Raw genomic sequence first — 16,421 nt, forward strand, 5'->3', positions numbered from 1 at the left:
GGCTGGTCCCGCGAGCAAGAGTGGGCATTGGGGGGAACATGCGAAAATATTTAGCTTCGCTTCTATTTCTATTGAGTTTGCTGACGGTTTATGTGCCGTTGCCGTCGGTTGACGCCGATCAGGCTGGTGTGACGGCCAATGTCGAAGTCTTGATGCCGGGCGGGTTGTTGGAACGAACCAACACGGTGGCCTATACCGCCAATGGTCGCTATGGGGTCATTGCTTCAGCTCAGGCCCGACCTGGGGATACCGACCCTCATTCCGGGCAATATGCCTATGCGTTTGATGCTTTAACCGGCGCGATTACCGATCAATACTGGTTGGGGCCAACACCGAGCCGAACCGTCCTGCATAAACTTACTTCACAGGTGGCTATTGTTCACCAAAGCAAAGAGCCGGAAACCTTTGGGGCTGGGTGCATCAGTCTGATTGCGATTGATGGGGCTGGCCAATTTAACCAATCACCACATCTCAATTCACTGCTACCAGAACCGATCCAGGTTCTTCTGCCTGCGTGTGGAAATCCAGACCAGTATTCATCTGAAATTTTGGATGAAATCTGGATGCATCCACAAACACCAGTTGCGATTGTTTCAAACAAAGCCTCGTTGTTTGCTGTCAGCCTGACTGACGGCACGATTTTGAATCGAATCGAAATGATTCCCCCCGACTTGTTTGAAGAAGGGTGGCGAATTTCCGATTTTGACGTCAACGTTCAAACTGGTCGAATTGCCGTCTTGAAGCGGTCAAATGATGAACGATTTAGCCTGAGCTTTGTGCGGTATACCCATCCCGGCAGCTTTACATTTTTGGGTGAAACTCTGCGGGTGGTGGATATTATTGGCGACCAGAGCAACGTCGCTTTCAATGAAGATGGTACTGAGGCTTTTGTCGCCGCCAGTGGGTCTGGGTCGCTGTATCGGTTTACGTTGCAAGGCATTCGGATTTCAACCTTCCGCCTGCCGTTTATGCAGGCCGAAAGCAGTGCCGAAGCCGAGGCGACGCCACTGATTGTGTTATCACTGGCCAATAGTACCCGTCTGGCAATTCAAAAACCGGGTCACATCCAAAAACCAGGTCACATCCAAAAACCAGGGCATATCACGCTGATCAATGATACCAAAGGCACGATTAGCTTTGTGGCTGAACAGACTTTTTCGTCAGCCTTGACCAATTTATCTTTTGATCGGACTGGAAACCTGGGATTTGTCGGTACACTCAACGGCGAGGTTTTCCAATTCTCGTCCTTTGATGGGCAATTCACCCAAATGCCGATGGGTCTGCAAGATGCCATCAGTCTAACCTATGACGATACACATCAACGGTTAAGCATTGGCACAAATCTGGCACAAGCTTCGGATGGCACTCCGGTCAGTGCCGTTCGCCTGGTTGACGTCCAGTAAATTGAATCAATTCCTTTGAGTTTTGGACTCCGCTTCTCTGACCACGATGGTTGGCCGGGAACGGGTTTCAAAACTCAAATTTATTTTGTAGAAGCTCAGGTTCCGGCATTCCAAAAATAGAAAAAATTCAGTTATGTCGTTCTGCCGATTGATTTTCGTGGTTACCCTGGTTTTGACGGCCTGTGTCCAGGTTGGTGCTGGCGTCCCCCAGCGACACACACTGACGGGTGATATTCGGGTCCATCCTCAAGTTCAGTCCAGTTTTTTATCCCAAAATCGGGACATCCTGGTGTATTTGCCTCCCAATTATGAAAAGCACACCACCAAGCGGTACCCGGTTCTGTACATGCATGATGGCCAAAACCTCTTTGACGGCGCGACGTCGTTTATTCCCGGCGCTGAATGGCGAGTTGATGAAACCGCTCAGGCACTGATCACTGCCGGCCAGATTCGACCCGTCATTATTGTGGCCATCTACAACACTCGGGATCGAATTGCCGAATACACACCAACTCCGGATCCAGAATACCCCAATGGGGGCAAAGCTGATCTCTATGCCCGAATGCTGGTTGAGGAAGTAAAACCCTTCATTGATCGAACCTATCGGACCAAACCGGATGCCTGTAACACCGCGCTGGCAGGTTCCTCGCTGGGTGGTTTGGTTTCATTGCATATCAGCTTGAAATATCCGGGCACCTTTGGGCGAGTTGCCGTGATTTCTCCATCTGTTTGGTGGGATAATCGGGTCATCGTGAACGAAGTTTCAGCTTTGCCTGCCCGGTTACCATTCAGAATTTGGCTTGACATCGGGACACAAGAAAGCACCAGCAGCATACCGAACGTGAGGCTTTTGCGTGATACCTTGATTGGCAAAGGCTGGATGCTCAACCAGGATCTGAAGTATCTTGAAGCAGAAGGCGCCAGACACAACGAAAGTGCCTGGGCACTCCGAGTCGAACCTATCTTGAAATTTCTATTTGGACCTGGAAGCACCAAGTTGAGGTGTTAGGAGGATGAGAACTGGGGGTTTTGAAACCCAACCTTCAAAAGAAAACCCTGAACCCGGAGGGGACTATGGCTATTAAACCAACTGATGCAAAAAAACTCGCCGACCAGTTTAACACCCGTGAGCTTTCACATTTGATCGAAGTCTCGGATGAACTGATGCGTGTGGTGATGGAAGCTGGAGAATTTGACAAGGCTGAAGGCGCTGCCCAGGCAGCGGCGGAAATGTCGGCGGCACTGGTGGTTCGCAAAGAGGGCGGGGTGCGTGAACTTGCCCGCCGGGTGCGCGACCGTGTCACAGAGGACAAAACCGCACCCGGGGTTGAGGCTCAACCAGCCGAAACCCAACCGGAGTTCAAAGCTGCTGACACCGATCCACCTGGAGAACCCCAACCTGCAAGCTGAAGACATTGATTGGGCTGAAGACATTGGGCTAGGGGCTGAGGGCTGAAGAAGTTGGGCTGAAGAACTGGGTTTATTTCATCCCCCATCCCTTCAATCGCTCCGAGCTTGCGAGTCTTCATCCCCAAGCCCTGAGCCCGTCTTCTTCAGCCCGATGTCTTCAGCCCAACATTTTCCTCCCCAACCTATGACTGAACATCTCTGGATCAATGCTGCCCAACTTGCTACCCCAACCGGTTCACCAGCGTGCGGTGCCGGACCGATGAATACCTTGCAAATAATTGAAAATGCTGCCGTTTTAGTTCGTGATGGAAAGATTGCGGCGCTTGGGGCGACTGATGAAGTCCGGAAAATCACTTCGGAACAAGCCGAACTTCACGATGTCGGCGGGCTGACGATTGTACCTGGGCTGGTTGACGCTCATACCCATCCGGTCTTTGCTGGAACACGGGCGGATGAGTATGAACAGCGAATTTTGGGGAAGACCTACAAGGAAATCTCGGCGGCGGGCGGGGGGATACGGCGTTCGGTTCGGTTGACACGAGCCGCAACCGAAGATCAATTAACCGAACTGGCCATCCACCGGGCCAGGTCTTTTGTGTCGCACGGAACGACAACCATTGAAGGAAAAAGTGGTTATGGGCTCTCGCTCGAAGATGAACTCAAGCTCCTGCGAGTCCTTCGGACGATGAATCAAACCACGCCGCTGGAAGTAGTTCCTACATTTCTCGGTGCCCACGAAATCCCCGATGAATACCGCGAGCGGCGTGATGAATATCTGACTTTACTCGTTGAAACCATGCTTCCAGCCGTTGCCAAAGAACACCTGGCGGTCAACTGCGATATTTTTTGCGAGCCGCATGTGTTTTCACTTGAGGAATCACGGACCTATTTAAAAGCCGCCAAACAGCTTGGATTTGGACTGCGCGTCCATGTTGATCAACTCACCCGCTCTGGTGGCTCGCAACTGGCTGCTGAACTGGGCGCCGTATCAGCCGATCATCTTGAACAGGCTGAAGAAGAAGAACTCCTGGCGCTCAAAGAAGCCCGAGTCTTTCCAGTTTTGCTGCCGGGTTCGGTTTTCCACCTGGGATTGAAAAAATATCCGCCTGCCCGCCGCATGATTGAACTGGAACTCCCAGTTGTACTGGCAACTGATTTTAATCCGGGAAGTTCGCCTTCACTCAGCCTACCAATGGCCATGAGCCTGGCCTGTACTCAGATGCGGATGACACCCGGCGAAGCCCTCACCGCCTGCACGCTCAATGCTGCCCACAGCCTGGGCCTGGGAGACCGGATTGGTTCGCTTGAAGTTGGGAAGCAGGCCGATTTTGCCGTTTTTGATGTCACTGATTACCGACAAATTCCTTACTACTTTGGAACGCATCTGGTGCAGGCAACTGTCAAACGCGGGGAAGTTGTGTACTTTAAGACCAGTTTGTAGTCAGTAGTCAGTAGTCAGTAATGCCAGTCAAGGGTTGAAGCAGTTTTGGTTTTTAACCTACGAAGTAGGTGACGGCTCGTAGCCCAGGGCGAGTCTTCGAGCCCTGGGAACCGGTCACTCCCCACTTTTCCCGCCTGGCCAGCCGCCGCCGTGGGCGGCGGCTGGCCAGGCGGGGGAAATCTGGATCTGACCCGCATCCGGTGGTAGCGCGTCCAAAGCGACGCTGACCACCGGCTCACCTTACTCCATCCCAACGGGGATGAAAACCAAAAAACACTTCAATCCTTAACTGGCATTACTGACTACTGACTACTGACTACAAATCTGGTATTCTCCCCGATTCTATTTTTCACTACCTCTTACACGTTCTAACCCGTCGCAAAATAAGTTGGTTCAAGGTGCTTTTGAAGAGCGCCTGAATTTTGGCTGCATTGTCAGTCGAGGAGGAGTTCTACCTTCATGAAAATTTTGTTTTCCGTGTGGTTCATTGCGAGTTTTGTGTTCAGTTTATGGATCCCGAATGGAACCGTATCATCCAATACCCGGTTGATGCCGGCAAAAGTTGAAAGCGGCAATACGGTTCAACTTCCACGTCACCCAACGCTGTCTCCGGATGGCAACACCGTTGCATTTAGCTGGCGCGGCGATATCTGGACCGTTTCGACCCAGGGTGGGACAGCGTTTCGGTTAACGGCCCATCCAGCCTATGATTCACAACCTCAATGGTCACCTGACGGGAAGTGGGTTGCGTTTGCTTCGACCCGAAACGGAAACACCGATGTTTTTGTCATGTCTTCGCAGGGAGGCTCACCCCGCCAACTGACGTTTTATTCTGGCGGAGATGCTCCGGTGGGTTGGACGGCTGATAGTCAAGCGGTGCTTTTTACGTCAGTGCGCGAATATCGAAATGCCGGAAACATCCCGTCGCTCTACCGGATCGCACTTTCAGGCGGCCAGCCACAGCGAATGCTTGAAGAAGGTGCAATGGAAGCCCGCCTGTCTCCGAATGGAAAACAGATTGCTTTTACTTCCGGACGGGTTGAATGGTGGCGGAAACGGTATCGTGGCACGGCCAATTTCGATCTCTGGACCTATATTCCAGGCACAAAGAAATACACCCAGTTGACCACGCACGAGGGAAATGACCACTGGCCGCTGTGGTCACCTGATTCAGGCGAAATTTATTATGTTTCCGATGAAGATCAGACCTTTAACCTCTGGATGATGAGCAGCACGGGGGCTGGCAAACGCAAATTGACGAGTTTTAAAGATGATGGTGTGCGATTCCCAACGATTTCGGCGAACGGCAAGATGATTGCCTTTGAAAGCAGTACCGATCTGTATGTGATGGAAACGGCTGGGAAAAGCCCTCGCAAACTCCAAATCGAAGCCCCAACCGATGATTCTGAAAATCCGACGGACCGGCGGGTGCTGACTGGACAGGCCACCGAGATGGCACCGTCGCCTGATGGTGAGCAGGTTGCTTTTGTGGTGCGCGGCGAAATCTTTGTGGTGAAAAAAGACGGCGGTCAGGCCAAAGCCATTGCCAGCCATGCCACACGAGAACAGGATCTGGTCTGGTCGGCGGATGGGAAATCACTGGTGTTTGTTTCAGCTCGGGATGGAAACCTGGAGTTGTACTCGGTGACCTCGGACGAAACGGAAGAAAAGCGGTTGTCGTGGGCGCTCAAGACCAAAATCACCCGATTGACCGAATCACCGGAACCGGAATCGAATCCGGCGTTTTCTCCAGATGGCAAGAAACTGGCCTTTGTGCGTGGACGTGGTGATTTGTATGTCGCCGACGCCGACGGCAAAAATCCGGTGCGACTGGTCGAAGGGTGGAGCACGCCGCAGTTTTCCTGGTCTCCGGATGGTGAGTGGATTGCCTATACCAAAGAAGATGATGAATTTAATAGCGAAGTTTTTATCATTCCCGCCAAGGGGGGCACGTCGGTGAACGTGTCCATGCACCCCGATAATGACTTCTCACCGCAGTGGTCAGCCGATGGGCGGACCCTGGCCTTTGTTTCCCGGCGGCCTCGAACCGATTTTGAAGTGTACTATCTGTTTTTGCGCAAGAGCGATGATGAAAAAAGCAGAGAGGAACTCGAAGACGAAGAAAAGAAAAATGCCAAGCCTGCCCGTCCGATAACTCTTTTACCAGGTCAAGGGGCCCCGAAATCCCAGGCTGAACGCCAGCAGGATCCCCAGGATCCATCTGGCCAGTCAGACGAATTCCCCAAAATGCCCGAGAAATCAGCACCGGTCAAAGTTGAGATTGACTTTGAAGACATTCATAAACGGTTGCGGTTGCTGACCACGTTTCCGGGCACAAAAAGTACCTTTGCGATTGCTCCAGACAGCAAAACCTATGTGTTTACCTGTGACAACCAGGGTTCAATGGACCTCTATTCGATTGTCAGAGATGGCGGAACGGCTCAGAACATCACACGGGGCGGGCAATTCCCATCCAGTTTGAAATTCACCAAAGACCAGAAGCTCTTTTTCCTGAGCCAGGGCGGGCGGATCAATACGGTTTCGATTCCACCGGCACCAAAGCCAGGGGGGCGTCAGTTGCCGGCAGGTCTTACCGGTGGTGGTGGTGCGACCCCCACACCGGTGGCATTTCAAGCCCGTGTCCTGCTTGACCGGGCGACGCTCCGGCGCGAAGCGTTTTTGGAAGGCTGGCAGAATATGAATGATGGGTTTTATGACCCGAAATTTCATGGTGCCAACTGGCAAGCCTGTCGCCAGAAATACCTGACCTGGGCCATGGCGGCTTCCTGTGATGAAGATTATTTCGATGTCTTTCGAATGATGCTGGGTGAACTCAACTCCTCGCATCAAGGAATCTCCCCACCGTTTGAAGGTTCGGACCAGGCGCCGCTCCAAACCGGTGCTTTGGGTGTGATGTGGGATGAAGCCTACTCCGGCGAGGGGATGCGTGTCGCCAGAGTGATTGCTCGCTCACCAGCTTCAAAAAGCATCAGTCGGCTCAATCCCGGAGATGTGGTGCTCTCCATCAATGGCGAGCCGGTTTCGATGAAGACGGGTGTTGATCAAGTATTAAATGACACCGTTGGTCAGCGGACGTTGCTGGTGGTGGCCAAAGACAATGCCCAGGGAGAAAAGCGGGACGTAGTAATCCGTCCAATCAGCATGGGTGAATTTGGAACGCTGATTTATAACGACTGGGTTGAAAGCCGCCGCGTGATGGTTGACAAACTTTCGAATGGAAAGCTTGGGTATTTGCACATTCGAGGGATGGATCAGGTGAGCCTGGACCGGTTTGAACAAGAACTTTATTCCGAAGCTCACGGCAAATCCGGGCTGGTCATTGATGTTCGCGACAACGGCGGCGGATCAACCGCGGATTATTTGTTGACGATGATCAACGTCCGCCCGCACGCCTACACCACACCACGGGGAAGCAATGGAAAAGGCTATCCACAAGACCGACTGCCGTTTTATTTCTGGACTAAACCGACGACCTTACTGTGCAACCAGTTTTCCTACTCGAACGCTGAAATCTTTTCGCATGCGTTTAAAGCCACCAAACGCGGCAAATTGATTGGGAAGCAGACGTACGGAGCCGTGATCAGCACCGGGGCGGCCCCGTTGATTGATGGTTCGACGCTTCGCATGCCCTTCCGCGGCTGGTACGTGGTTGGGACCAACCTCAACCAGGAACTCAACGGTGCCATGCCGGACATCACGGTTGACGTGATGCCAGGTGACGAAGCCGCTGGTCGTGACCGCCAGATCGAACGGGCCGTTCAGGAACTGATGACTGAGGTGAAATAAATTCCGGGTTCGGGGTTCGGGGTTCGGGGTTCGGGGTTCGGGGTTCGGGGTTCGGGGTTTTTCGAACTGTCACCTCTTTCGTCCTTTTCGTTTTTCCCGGAACCTGGGACCTCGGATTTCACCGTGGGCTGCGCACCACGGCTATTACACGACGACCCTGCGGGCCTAAACCCTTATCCTGGTGTAGATGAAAAGGTGAATCTGTCATTCCTCTTCTCTCATGCCTTTGAAAACCCTGAACCCTGAACCCTGAACCCTATGATCTACCGCACCTTAACCCCTGAGGATTTTCCCGAACTTTTCCAGGTGATGCGGCTGGCTTTTTCGGATTACGTGGTGCCGATGCAGCCCACGGAAGCGCAATTTTTTGAAATGTTGACCCGGCGGGGTGTGGTCTATGACCTCTCCGCTGGTGTTTTTGATGACGGTAAGCTGGTTGGATTTACCTTAAATGCCGTGGACGACTGGAATGGTGTCATTACGGCGTATGACATCTCAACCGGAGTAATTCCCGCCTTTCGAGGGAAAGGCGTTGCCGGAGCATTGTTTGAATTTTGCCGGCCACGGTTTGAATCATGTGGTGTCAGGCACTATCAGCTTGAAGTGATTGACCAAAATACCCCGGCGATCAAAGCCTACCAAAAAATGGGGTTTGAGACCGTTCGCCACCTCGACTGCCTGGTCCTGAAGCCCAATACAGTTCGATTGCCAGTTGAAACAACCCCGGTTGAAGTACAAGCGGTGACTTCACCGAAGTGGAGTCACCTGCAAACTTTTTGGGATTGGCAGCCGTCGTGGCAAAACTCAATCCGGTCGCTCGAACGCAGCCGGGAGCCAAAGGTCATTCTTGGTGCCATGGTGGAAGGGAACTGTGTTGGCTATGGCGTGATTTATCCTTCCAACGGAGACCTTCCGCAACTTGCAGTTTCACCAGGGTTTCGAAGACAAGGGATTGGAACTGCAATTCTGGCAGGTTTGATTCAGTATCTGTCTGGTGAAACGACAGTTCGATCGATCAACATTGATGCCGCGGCTGACAAAACGCTGCAGTTTTATCGGAAGCTTGGATTTGTGCCACTGGTGTCTCAGCTTGAAATGCGGCTTGAACTCTGAGCTTTTAATATTCTCCGTGGAGCGTAAACGCCGCCCAGTAAAATGGGGAAGCGTACTTCTTACTTCGGTACAGTTCGAGTTGGGCGGCTCGAAGCGCAGCCGAAGGCGACATCTTCTGCTTGAGAATTTTTTGATAGAAGCGGGTCATCAGTTCGGATGTGGCTCGGTCATTGACCGACCAGAGGCTGACCATCACGCGCGGTGCCCCGGCGTATATAAATCCACGAGTGAGGCCCACGAGTCCTTCACCCTGGATATTGGCACCGAGACCGGTTTCACAGGCGCTTAAAACAACCAGGTCAGCGTGTAAATTGAGCTTATAAATGTCAGATGTGCGAACAAATCCATCCTGTGTTTTTCCATCTGGGCTGACCAGCGACAAAATCAAAGCCGATTGTTCGGGTTTCTTGGGGTCAAAATAGCCGTGAGTTGCCAGATGAACATACCGAAACCGGCTGAGTTCGTCTGAAAACAATGCGTCTCGACTGGCTTCAAAGTCAAACCGGGTCAGTACTTTATCTGAGCGGGGAATCAGTCGGAGGATATTGGTGGCTTCGGTGCGGGTAAACGGCAGTCGCGTGAGTTGTAATCGGGTGTTGTAGTCAGACACGATAGCCGTGAGGTTGCGCTGGCCAGAGGCAAGTTGTTTCACTGTTTCCGCAATGTCTGAACGAGGGGAAGGGGATTTCTGTCCTTCAGTTTCCGGTCCACGAACTCCCATCACTTTGAGTCGTGGGTCAGAGGATTCAAACACCGGATCAGCAAACAACGCCAGGGTGCCATCGGCTGGCGTGCGAGTGGCGTGTTCCTGTCGAATTAAGGCCAGGGTGGTGGCCGATGGAATCGAAACAATTTCGTGCTCAACCACCAGCGGCACGTAGCTGGACTGGCCGGGAGTTGAAAGCACCCCAAATGGAAGGTAGTGCAAGGCCCCATCCGCCACCACCAGCAACCGTCTGGTGCCGAGTTTTTTCGCCACCGGACCCAATACCAGGTCTGAGACCTCACGCGCCAGTTGAGTCAGTTCCACTTCAGAGCAATCGGCTTGTGACTTGCTGGCTTTATCTGAAGTTTCCTGGCCCAAGAAAACTCGTTTGAGGGGATTGAGTTTCAGGCATTCATACAATGCTCGGGTTTTGGTCTCGATTTCTGCTTTTCCCGCAAGCTGAAAGACCTGACAGTCGGTTTTAGAAATCACCCACAGGTAGCTGTGAGGTGTGCCCAGCGAATATTCAAGCAGGAGCGTGTTGTTGTCCAAACACGTCCGCTGAACCTGCTCGACACTGAGGGGTTGAGGCTGGGTCAGGCTGGCATAGTGGGGGCTTTGGTTGCGAATCTCAATCTGGGTCTTTCGATAATCATCATAGAGGGTTGAAATTTCTTCCTGAATGCGGGTGATCCGCTCCTTACGGGCCGATTCGGCCAGGGTTTTGGTCAGGTTTTGTTCTCTGGCCAGAATCCGCTCAATCAAATTTTTTTCCTGAGAGAGCAAATCGCCTGATCCTTCGGTTGGCAATCCTTCGCCGGGCAACAAGAGCAACTCAAGCAAGCTCCGGGCCCGGCGAGCTTCGTTCTTTTGAAAGGCTTCGCGGTCATACCCGGCTGAAGGATTGCGGCGATGGAGTTCCATCAACAAGTGAATGTAATTTTCAAACAAGGATTGAGTTGATGAGAAGTAGGACAGTCTGAACGATTGATCAAGGACGGTGGACCGAATTTGTTCCACCAGTTGAATGGCTCGTTCCAGGTCAGCCCGTGCCTCATTATATTGACCAAGCTGAAAGTGGATGGCAGCCAGATCATTGAGCAGGTTGACAGTGGTGGCGCGATCTCCTCGTTGTTCCGCTGAGGCCAGTGATTTTTGAAATTGTTCGAGGGCGAGCGGATAGTTTTTTTCCGCAACGTAGACTTTGCCAAAGACGCGCCAGATTCGACTCAACTGGCTCTGATTTCGGGTCGCTTCAAAAATTTGATTGGCCTGGGTCAAATATGAAAGCGCCTCCTGAGTATTGTTCTGGTCAAGATGAAACTGCCCAAGCAGGGCCAGGGCCGCCGCTTCATCAATCTGGCTTTTCAAAGTCCGCGACAAGGCAAGTGATTGATTCAAATACTGTAAACTGGTGGCTGGTGAAATATTTGGCAGGCGGGCAAGGTCATGAAGGAGAAGGATTTGCTGTTGTTGATTCCCAATTCTGATGGACAGGTCTAAGCCTTTTTGGAAGTACTCGGTGGCCTCATCTATCTTTCCGAGTTTCAGATACAGGTTTCCAATCTGTGCCAAAATTGAAATTTCGCGGTTCTGGTCATTGAGTTTCACCAGCAACTGGTATGACTGCATGGTGTAGAGCAGTGTTTTCTCAAAGTCTCCTAAACTGGCGTTGATGGTTGCCAGATTTCCAAGATTGGAGGCCAGCCCGCTGATGTTTCCGACTCGCTGGGAAATTTCAAGCGAGCGTGTCAGGTATTCTTCAGCTTTGCGATATTCGCTCGAAGCCACATAGACCGAGCCGATGTTGTTGAGTTCAATAGATTCCCCCACCAGATCGTCAATTTTCCTGCGGAGCACCAGCGCCTGCTCATAATAGTCAAGTGCGGTTTCAAACTGTTCCATCAATCGGTAGGACCGGCCAATGTTGGTCAGTGCTGCTGCCTGAATGACCAGATCCGGCTGGGTTTCCAGTAACTTCAGCGCCTGGGTATAGTATTCGATTGATTTTTGCAGGTTCCCAAAGGTTCGCTCAATCCGCCCGGCAAAAACGATCATGATGGCTTCACTGGCCAGATCGCCGGCTTCGTGGAATTCCCTGGCGGCTCCAAGATATGAATCAAGTGATTTCTGGAAGCCGGCTTTGTCCTTTGCGCCACGGCCAGTGGTTTCCGCCACATAGTTCAGCTCCTGGGCCCGGAGCAGGTGTTGATCCTGTGGAGTTGGGGGGCGATGAACGGTTGGCCGGATCACATAGCTACCCGGAATTTCTTCCTGGTAAGTAGAGCCCACGATCACAAAGTACCGGCTGGGTGTTTCACTGGAGAAATAAATGGGCTCGATGCCACGATCACTTTCCAGCCGGTTACAATGAAACAGTTTTTTCCCATCCGCATCCTCAATGATGAGGTACAGATCCATGCCCTTCTGTTCAAAATCAATTTTGAGGAATTCGCCACCCTCCAGATCAACGATGTAGCGGTGTAATTGATTGGGACGAAGTTTAAACTCAGTTGGAACTTTCGGGAGTGGAACGGTTTCAGGTTGACTTTTGGCGGTTGCAGTTTGAAAAATGGGGGCTGACTCCGCCAAAACTGGAACCCCAGTCAGGTACAGCAAGCCAATGAGGTTGCTCAGGCAAAAGACAATCTGACGAGAGAAAGAGGGGCGATTCCAAAAAGTCGAGATAGGCATAGATGTCGAACACAAGAATGAAAAGGTACGGAGTTCAAGCTTTCGCTTGTCTTCAATCTGGCGCTGAACCAAATTAGGGCTGAGGATATTAGGCTAAGGGCTGAGGGAAATACAATTTTATCAACAGCTTAACCTTAATGGTATTATTATCTGAAAAGCAGTGAATGCAAAATGCTTTGAAGGGAGCTTGTAATGTCTGGGTTGTACATCGTGATCGAAATTAAAATACCAGATTTCGATCATTACGTGAGCGGGCGGGTACTTTCAAGAGTAGAACCCGTCCTTCACGCGGTTGCCCAGCACCAAAATGTCAAACCCTTGATGGAATTCTTTAGCCAAAATCCAGAGGCAACCCTGGAGATCTTGCGGAGCGAAGGTGTTCCTGTAAAAAAGCAAAAACCAAAAATCCTTCCTGAGCAATGGTTTGAAGCCAAAGAAGGATTAGCAACTGTTCAAACACTTTTAAAGTGGGTCACTGAAAACCCGGAGCGAATTAAAAATCATGAGGCACTCATCACAGAACTGAAAGATTTTAAACGGGTACTGGAACGGGCTCAGGCAGCAGGTGTCAGATGGCATTTAGATGTTGATTATTAAGGGTAGCTTCCAGTTCAAAAAATCAATCAACCCAGATGAGCCACACGAGGTTAAAACGACAATTGTGATTTGTTCAAATTGCAAAACACTCAATCCAGATACCCATGTGTCCTGTGCGGAATGCGGAACCCCATTGAAGGCAAGAGAGTCCATCCGTTCGGTTGATCATTTCCGACCAGTCAATCAAGTGTCAACTCCAACCTCAGTTGGCAAATGTATCACCTGGGAAGGCCACCAGGTGCGGTTCTTCTCATTTCTCTCGCCCCGGTACTGGTATTTTGCAACCGAGATGTATCTCTATGTTGACGGGAAACTTCTCGGAACAGCGGGCGGATTTGGTTTTGTTGACTCAATTGAATGCCAGATCACCCATCAACGGCAAAAAGTCCAACTGCGGGTGACGACAGGGCCAAGTTTGATCCCGATGTTTGAGAACTATCGGGTATTTATCAATGATCGGTTGATTGATAAAGGAAGAATGCGGGTCTTTTTTGGTCTCGATCCCAATCTCCACCAAAAGTCAGGTTGAATTTCAGCCAAAATCAAAATTTCAGACCAAGCGAAGGAGGCACGGAATGACTGGGCCAGTAAAACGGGCTTGTTTGTTGATTGGAGTTGTTCTGGTTGGTATGACGGGAGCTTTCTCTGGTGTTTCAGGCCAGACCGCTGTGCCTGCTGGGAAAGCCAATGTCGCCGTACCGGCGGAACTGGTTACGGTTCGCACGAAAATCCTTGAGCGAATACAGAGTGACCATATCCCCTCCTTTGCCATTGGCGTTGTGCGAAACGGAAAAGTGATCTGGGAAGAAGGACTTGGCTGGGCTGACCAGGAACGAAAGATTCCAGCGACAGCGGAAAGTCTGTACGCGGCGGCTTCGGTTTCGAAGTCAATTACAGCCACTGGTACCCTGGCACTGGTTGGGAAAGGCCGGTTCAAACTTGATCAATCGGTAGATTCGATTCTGGGGGCTGGTTGGGCGCCGCCGATTGGGTATCCATCGCAGGACGTGTTGATTTCCCATCTGCTTGCCCATACTTCGGGAATTCCACACCTCTGGCATTATCAATATCCTGACGTTCCAGCCAGTCTTGTCGGACGTGATGTGCTCATTCAAAAGTATGCTTTCCAGGCGGCACCTCCCGGACAACGCTACGTTTACACCAATTTGGGCTATGGCGTGCTGGCAAAAATCATCGAAAAAGCCGGGAATGCCCCATTTCAGCGAGTGATGAAACAGTCACTCTTTCGACCCCTTGGAATGCAGCAAACGACAACTGATGCCTGGCTCGGAGACAAAAAGACCGTGCGTGGCTACAGCGGAGACGGAAAAGTGCTGCCATACCGTTTTCGACTGGGACCGGATGGCGGCGCTGGGTTTTTCTCGACGGCACACGACCTGACCCGGTACGCTTTATTTCATCTTGGAGCGATTGCTCCGGCGGCGCATTTGGGTGGAGCTTCGATTTCGACGGAACTGGCCAATTTGCCAGTGGAAAAAGCCTACTATCGTGGCTGGGGTGTGGTGAAACTGCCGACTTCCACCCTGCTCATCAGCGACGGGCAAATGGCTGGAGGCACAGCGGTTGTGATCTTGGTGCCGGAACAGCATGCCGGAGTGGTCGTGCTTTCAAATGCGACCGGGAGTCCATCAGCCGAAGTAGCGGTTGATATTCTCAATGCACTGATTCCTGAATTCGGTGCTCAGTTTGGCGCTGCGATTGGTGAACTTGAACAAAAACTGACCGCCCCTGGTCAAATTCCAACCGGGCGTTTCAAAGGATCACTCAAAAGCGTGGCCGATGAAGTACCGGTCAGCCTGGATTTGACCAATCCCGCCCTGCCGGTGTTTGAACTTGGCGGAAGCACGTTTGTCCTGCGGGGAATTTCCTGGGAGCGCGGCGCGATGCAGGCAACGGTGACTGGTTCGCTCGCCTTTGCGCGAGGGCGTGACCGAACCCACAATCTGGTTTTAACAATGTGGCTGCACAACGGAGAGCTTCAGGGCATCGCCCAGGAAGATTTTACCGATGACCGGTCACGAAGTGGCGTTCCCTATCGGCTGATTTTGAAACCTGTTCCATAAAGAATCAGCCAATGAAGCCCAGACGAATCATGCTCATCCAATATTTTTGGAGTGCGGGGACTTGTCACCGCTTTGGTATTCGGCGACTCGTCGCCAGAGTTTGGGTCTTGGGGCTGAAGGCTGAGGGAAATATTGTTTTCTCAACAACTTTGCCTCTGAGGTTTTGGACCTTGGCGACAAGTCGCCAGATATAAAAGCTCCGACAAGTCGGAGCACTCCAAAGGGTTTGTTATGCTTTTCATTCGATTGTGGTTGGTGTTGTGTCTGATGATGGTTTTAGCGGGGTGTCACTCTTCAGCATTGCCGCCGCCAGCCGCCAGGCCAGAGGTGATACCCAAGAAACCGCCTGAATCAATGTTTCAGATCCAGGATTTTTTTCTCAAGGTAGACCACCTGACCATCAACGAATATGAAGTGGTTAAAGTGAGAAAAACAACTGCTATCAAGGGGATTCGAGAACCTGTCCCGGTCAATGTGGCTGTTCTCAAACACCAGGGAACAGTGCTGGCTACCTTTGAAGGTGCCCCTTATCCATTGGGGAACGCGATTGACTTTGCTCTGGTCTCATTGCTCAACGATGCGCACAAAGAACTGGTCATTTCCTCCACTATTCCGCGAGGAGGGAGGCATTGGGTCGTGAATTTTTCTCCCCAACCAGAAGTCATTTTTGATAGTGCTGAGTTTCAGCTTGGCGGAGAAGACCTGTTCTTCAGCGACCTTGACCAGGACGGGATGGCCGAACTCTCAATGTCAGTTAATGCGTTTGCTGGGTTTCAAAATATAAATCTGGCCGAAAGCCCTCGCCCGGAAGTCATGTTTAAGTTCGATCCAGTGGCCAGGCAGTATCAAATTGCCAATAAACTCTTTCGGGAAAGGCTTTTACAGGGAATCGAAGTTCAGCGAAAACACCTCAGTCCAAACCAGACTGAGCCTTCCCTTGCTGCACGGCTCGATGTGTTGCTCCGCTATGTGTATGCCGGGGAAGAAGCGCAAGGGTGGGCGTTTTTTGATGCTGCGTATCCTGGACATGATCGTGAAGAAATCAAAAAAGCGATCAAAAAGGTACTTGCGCAGGATCTGGTTTATAAATCCCTCAATCAATAAATGCGGTTTCCCAGCCTGACTCTAACAAATATGTCTGAGGAGCGCCTTTTGAATTTTCCTTC

The 16,421-nt window shown here is 51.5% G+C and carries 11 protein-coding genes; 10 read left to right on the forward strand and 1 reads right to left on the reverse strand.

Going from position 1 to position 16,421, the window contains the following annotated elements; all coding sequences use genetic code 11:
- The first annotated feature begins 38 nt into the window (after nt 1–38).
- From HY774_20625 to HY774_20650, 6 genes are all read left to right on the forward strand, one after another.
- Nucleotides 39–1,403, forward strand: a complete 1,365-nt coding sequence (locus tag HY774_20625) for a hypothetical protein (protein ID MBI4750891.1) — start codon at nt 39–41, stop codon at nt 1,401–1,403.
- 133 nt (nt 1,404–1,536) lie between these two features.
- Nucleotides 1,537–2,412 (forward strand): alpha/beta hydrolase, encoded by an 876-nt coding sequence (locus HY774_20630; GenBank protein ID MBI4750892.1) that lies wholly within the window; start codon nt 1,537–1,539, stop codon nt 2,410–2,412.
- A 65-nt stretch (nt 2,413–2,477) separates the two neighbouring features.
- A complete protein-coding gene (locus HY774_20635; protein MBI4750893.1) occupies nt 2,478–2,813 on the forward strand; it encodes a hypothetical protein in 336 nt (111 codons plus the stop codon).
- A 184-nt stretch (nt 2,814–2,997) separates the two neighbouring features.
- Nucleotides 2,998–4,254, forward strand: a complete 1,257-nt coding sequence (locus HY774_20640; protein MBI4750894.1) for an imidazolonepropionase — start codon at nt 2,998–3,000, stop codon at nt 4,252–4,254.
- Between the two features lie 459 nt (nt 4,255–4,713).
- The gene (locus tag HY774_20645) at nt 4,714–8,061 is read left to right on the forward strand and encodes a PD40 domain-containing protein (GenBank protein MBI4750895.1); all 3,348 of its coding nucleotides are present in this window, start codon (nt 4,714–4,716) and stop codon (nt 8,059–8,061) included.
- A 258-nt stretch (nt 8,062–8,319) separates the two neighbouring features.
- Nucleotides 8,320–9,174 carry a GNAT family N-acetyltransferase gene (locus HY774_20650; GenBank protein ID MBI4750896.1) on the forward strand — a complete coding sequence of 285 codons (855 nt, stop codon included), beginning with the start codon at nt 8,320–8,322 and terminating at the stop codon, nt 9,172–9,174.
- Between the two features lie 4 nt (nt 9,175–9,178).
- Here the strand turns inward: HY774_20650 and HY774_20655 are convergent, their stop codons facing one another.
- Nucleotides 9,179–12,574 carry a CHAT domain-containing protein gene (locus HY774_20655; GenBank protein ID MBI4750897.1) on the reverse strand — a complete coding sequence of 1,132 codons (3,396 nt, stop codon included), beginning with the start codon at nt 12,572–12,574 and terminating at the stop codon, nt 9,179–9,181.
- Between the two features lie 192 nt (nt 12,575–12,766).
- Between HY774_20655 and HY774_20660 the strand changes: the two genes are divergently transcribed.
- The 4 genes from HY774_20660 to HY774_20675 all read left to right on the forward strand — a co-directional run bounded on the left by HY774_20660 (nt 12,767) and on the right by HY774_20675 (nt 16,359).
- Nucleotides 12,767–13,171, forward strand: coding sequence for a hypothetical protein (locus tag HY774_20660; protein MBI4750898.1), 405 nt, complete (start codon nt 12,767–12,769; stop codon nt 13,169–13,171).
- A 64-nt stretch (nt 13,172–13,235) separates the two neighbouring features.
- The gene (locus tag HY774_20665) at nt 13,236–13,700 is read left to right on the forward strand and encodes a hypothetical protein (protein ID MBI4750899.1); all 465 of its coding nucleotides are present in this window, start codon (nt 13,236–13,238) and stop codon (nt 13,698–13,700) included.
- 46 nt (nt 13,701–13,746) lie between these two features.
- Nucleotides 13,747–15,255, forward strand: a complete 1,509-nt coding sequence (locus HY774_20670) for a beta-lactamase family protein (protein ID MBI4750900.1) — start codon at nt 13,747–13,749, stop codon at nt 15,253–15,255.
- 231 nt (nt 15,256–15,486) lie between these two features.
- A complete protein-coding gene (locus HY774_20675) occupies nt 15,487–16,359 on the forward strand; it encodes a hypothetical protein (GenBank protein ID MBI4750901.1) in 873 nt (290 codons plus the stop codon).
- Nucleotides 16,360–16,421: the final 62 nt, after the last annotated feature.

It is taken from the genome of Acidobacteriota bacterium, assembly GCA_016208495.1.
Taxonomy (GTDB): Bacteria; Acidobacteriota; Blastocatellia; order Chloracidobacteriales; family Chloracidobacteriaceae; genus JACQXX01.

Coding starts and splice junctions, on each gene's coding strand:
- HY774_20630 (MBI4750892.1), top strand. CDS start 1,537: ATGTCGTTCTGCCGATTGATTTTCGTGGTTACCCTGGTTTTGACGGCC.
- HY774_20670 (MBI4750900.1), top strand. CDS start 13,747: ATGACTGGGCCAGTAAAACGGGCTTGTTTGTTGATTGGAGTTGTTCTG.
- HY774_20645 (MBI4750895.1), top strand. CDS start 4,714: ATGAAAATTTTGTTTTCCGTGTGGTTCATTGCGAGTTTTGTGTTCAGT.
- HY774_20660 (MBI4750898.1), top strand. CDS start 12,767: ATGTCTGGGTTGTACATCGTGATCGAAATTAAAATACCAGATTTCGAT.
- HY774_20650 (MBI4750896.1), top strand. CDS start 8,320: ATGATCTACCGCACCTTAACCCCTGAGGATTTTCCCGAACTTTTCCAG.
- HY774_20655 (MBI4750897.1), bottom strand. CDS start 12,574: ATGCCTATCTCGACTTTTTGGAATCGCCCCTCTTTCTCTCGTCAGATT.
- HY774_20625 (MBI4750891.1), top strand. CDS start 39: ATGCGAAAATATTTAGCTTCGCTTCTATTTCTATTGAGTTTGCTGACG.
- HY774_20635 (MBI4750893.1), top strand. CDS start 2,478: ATGGCTATTAAACCAACTGATGCAAAAAAACTCGCCGACCAGTTTAAC.
- HY774_20640 (MBI4750894.1), top strand. CDS start 2,998: ATGACTGAACATCTCTGGATCAATGCTGCCCAACTTGCTACCCCAACC.
- HY774_20675 (MBI4750901.1), top strand. CDS start 15,487: ATGCTTTTCATTCGATTGTGGTTGGTGTTGTGTCTGATGATGGTTTTA.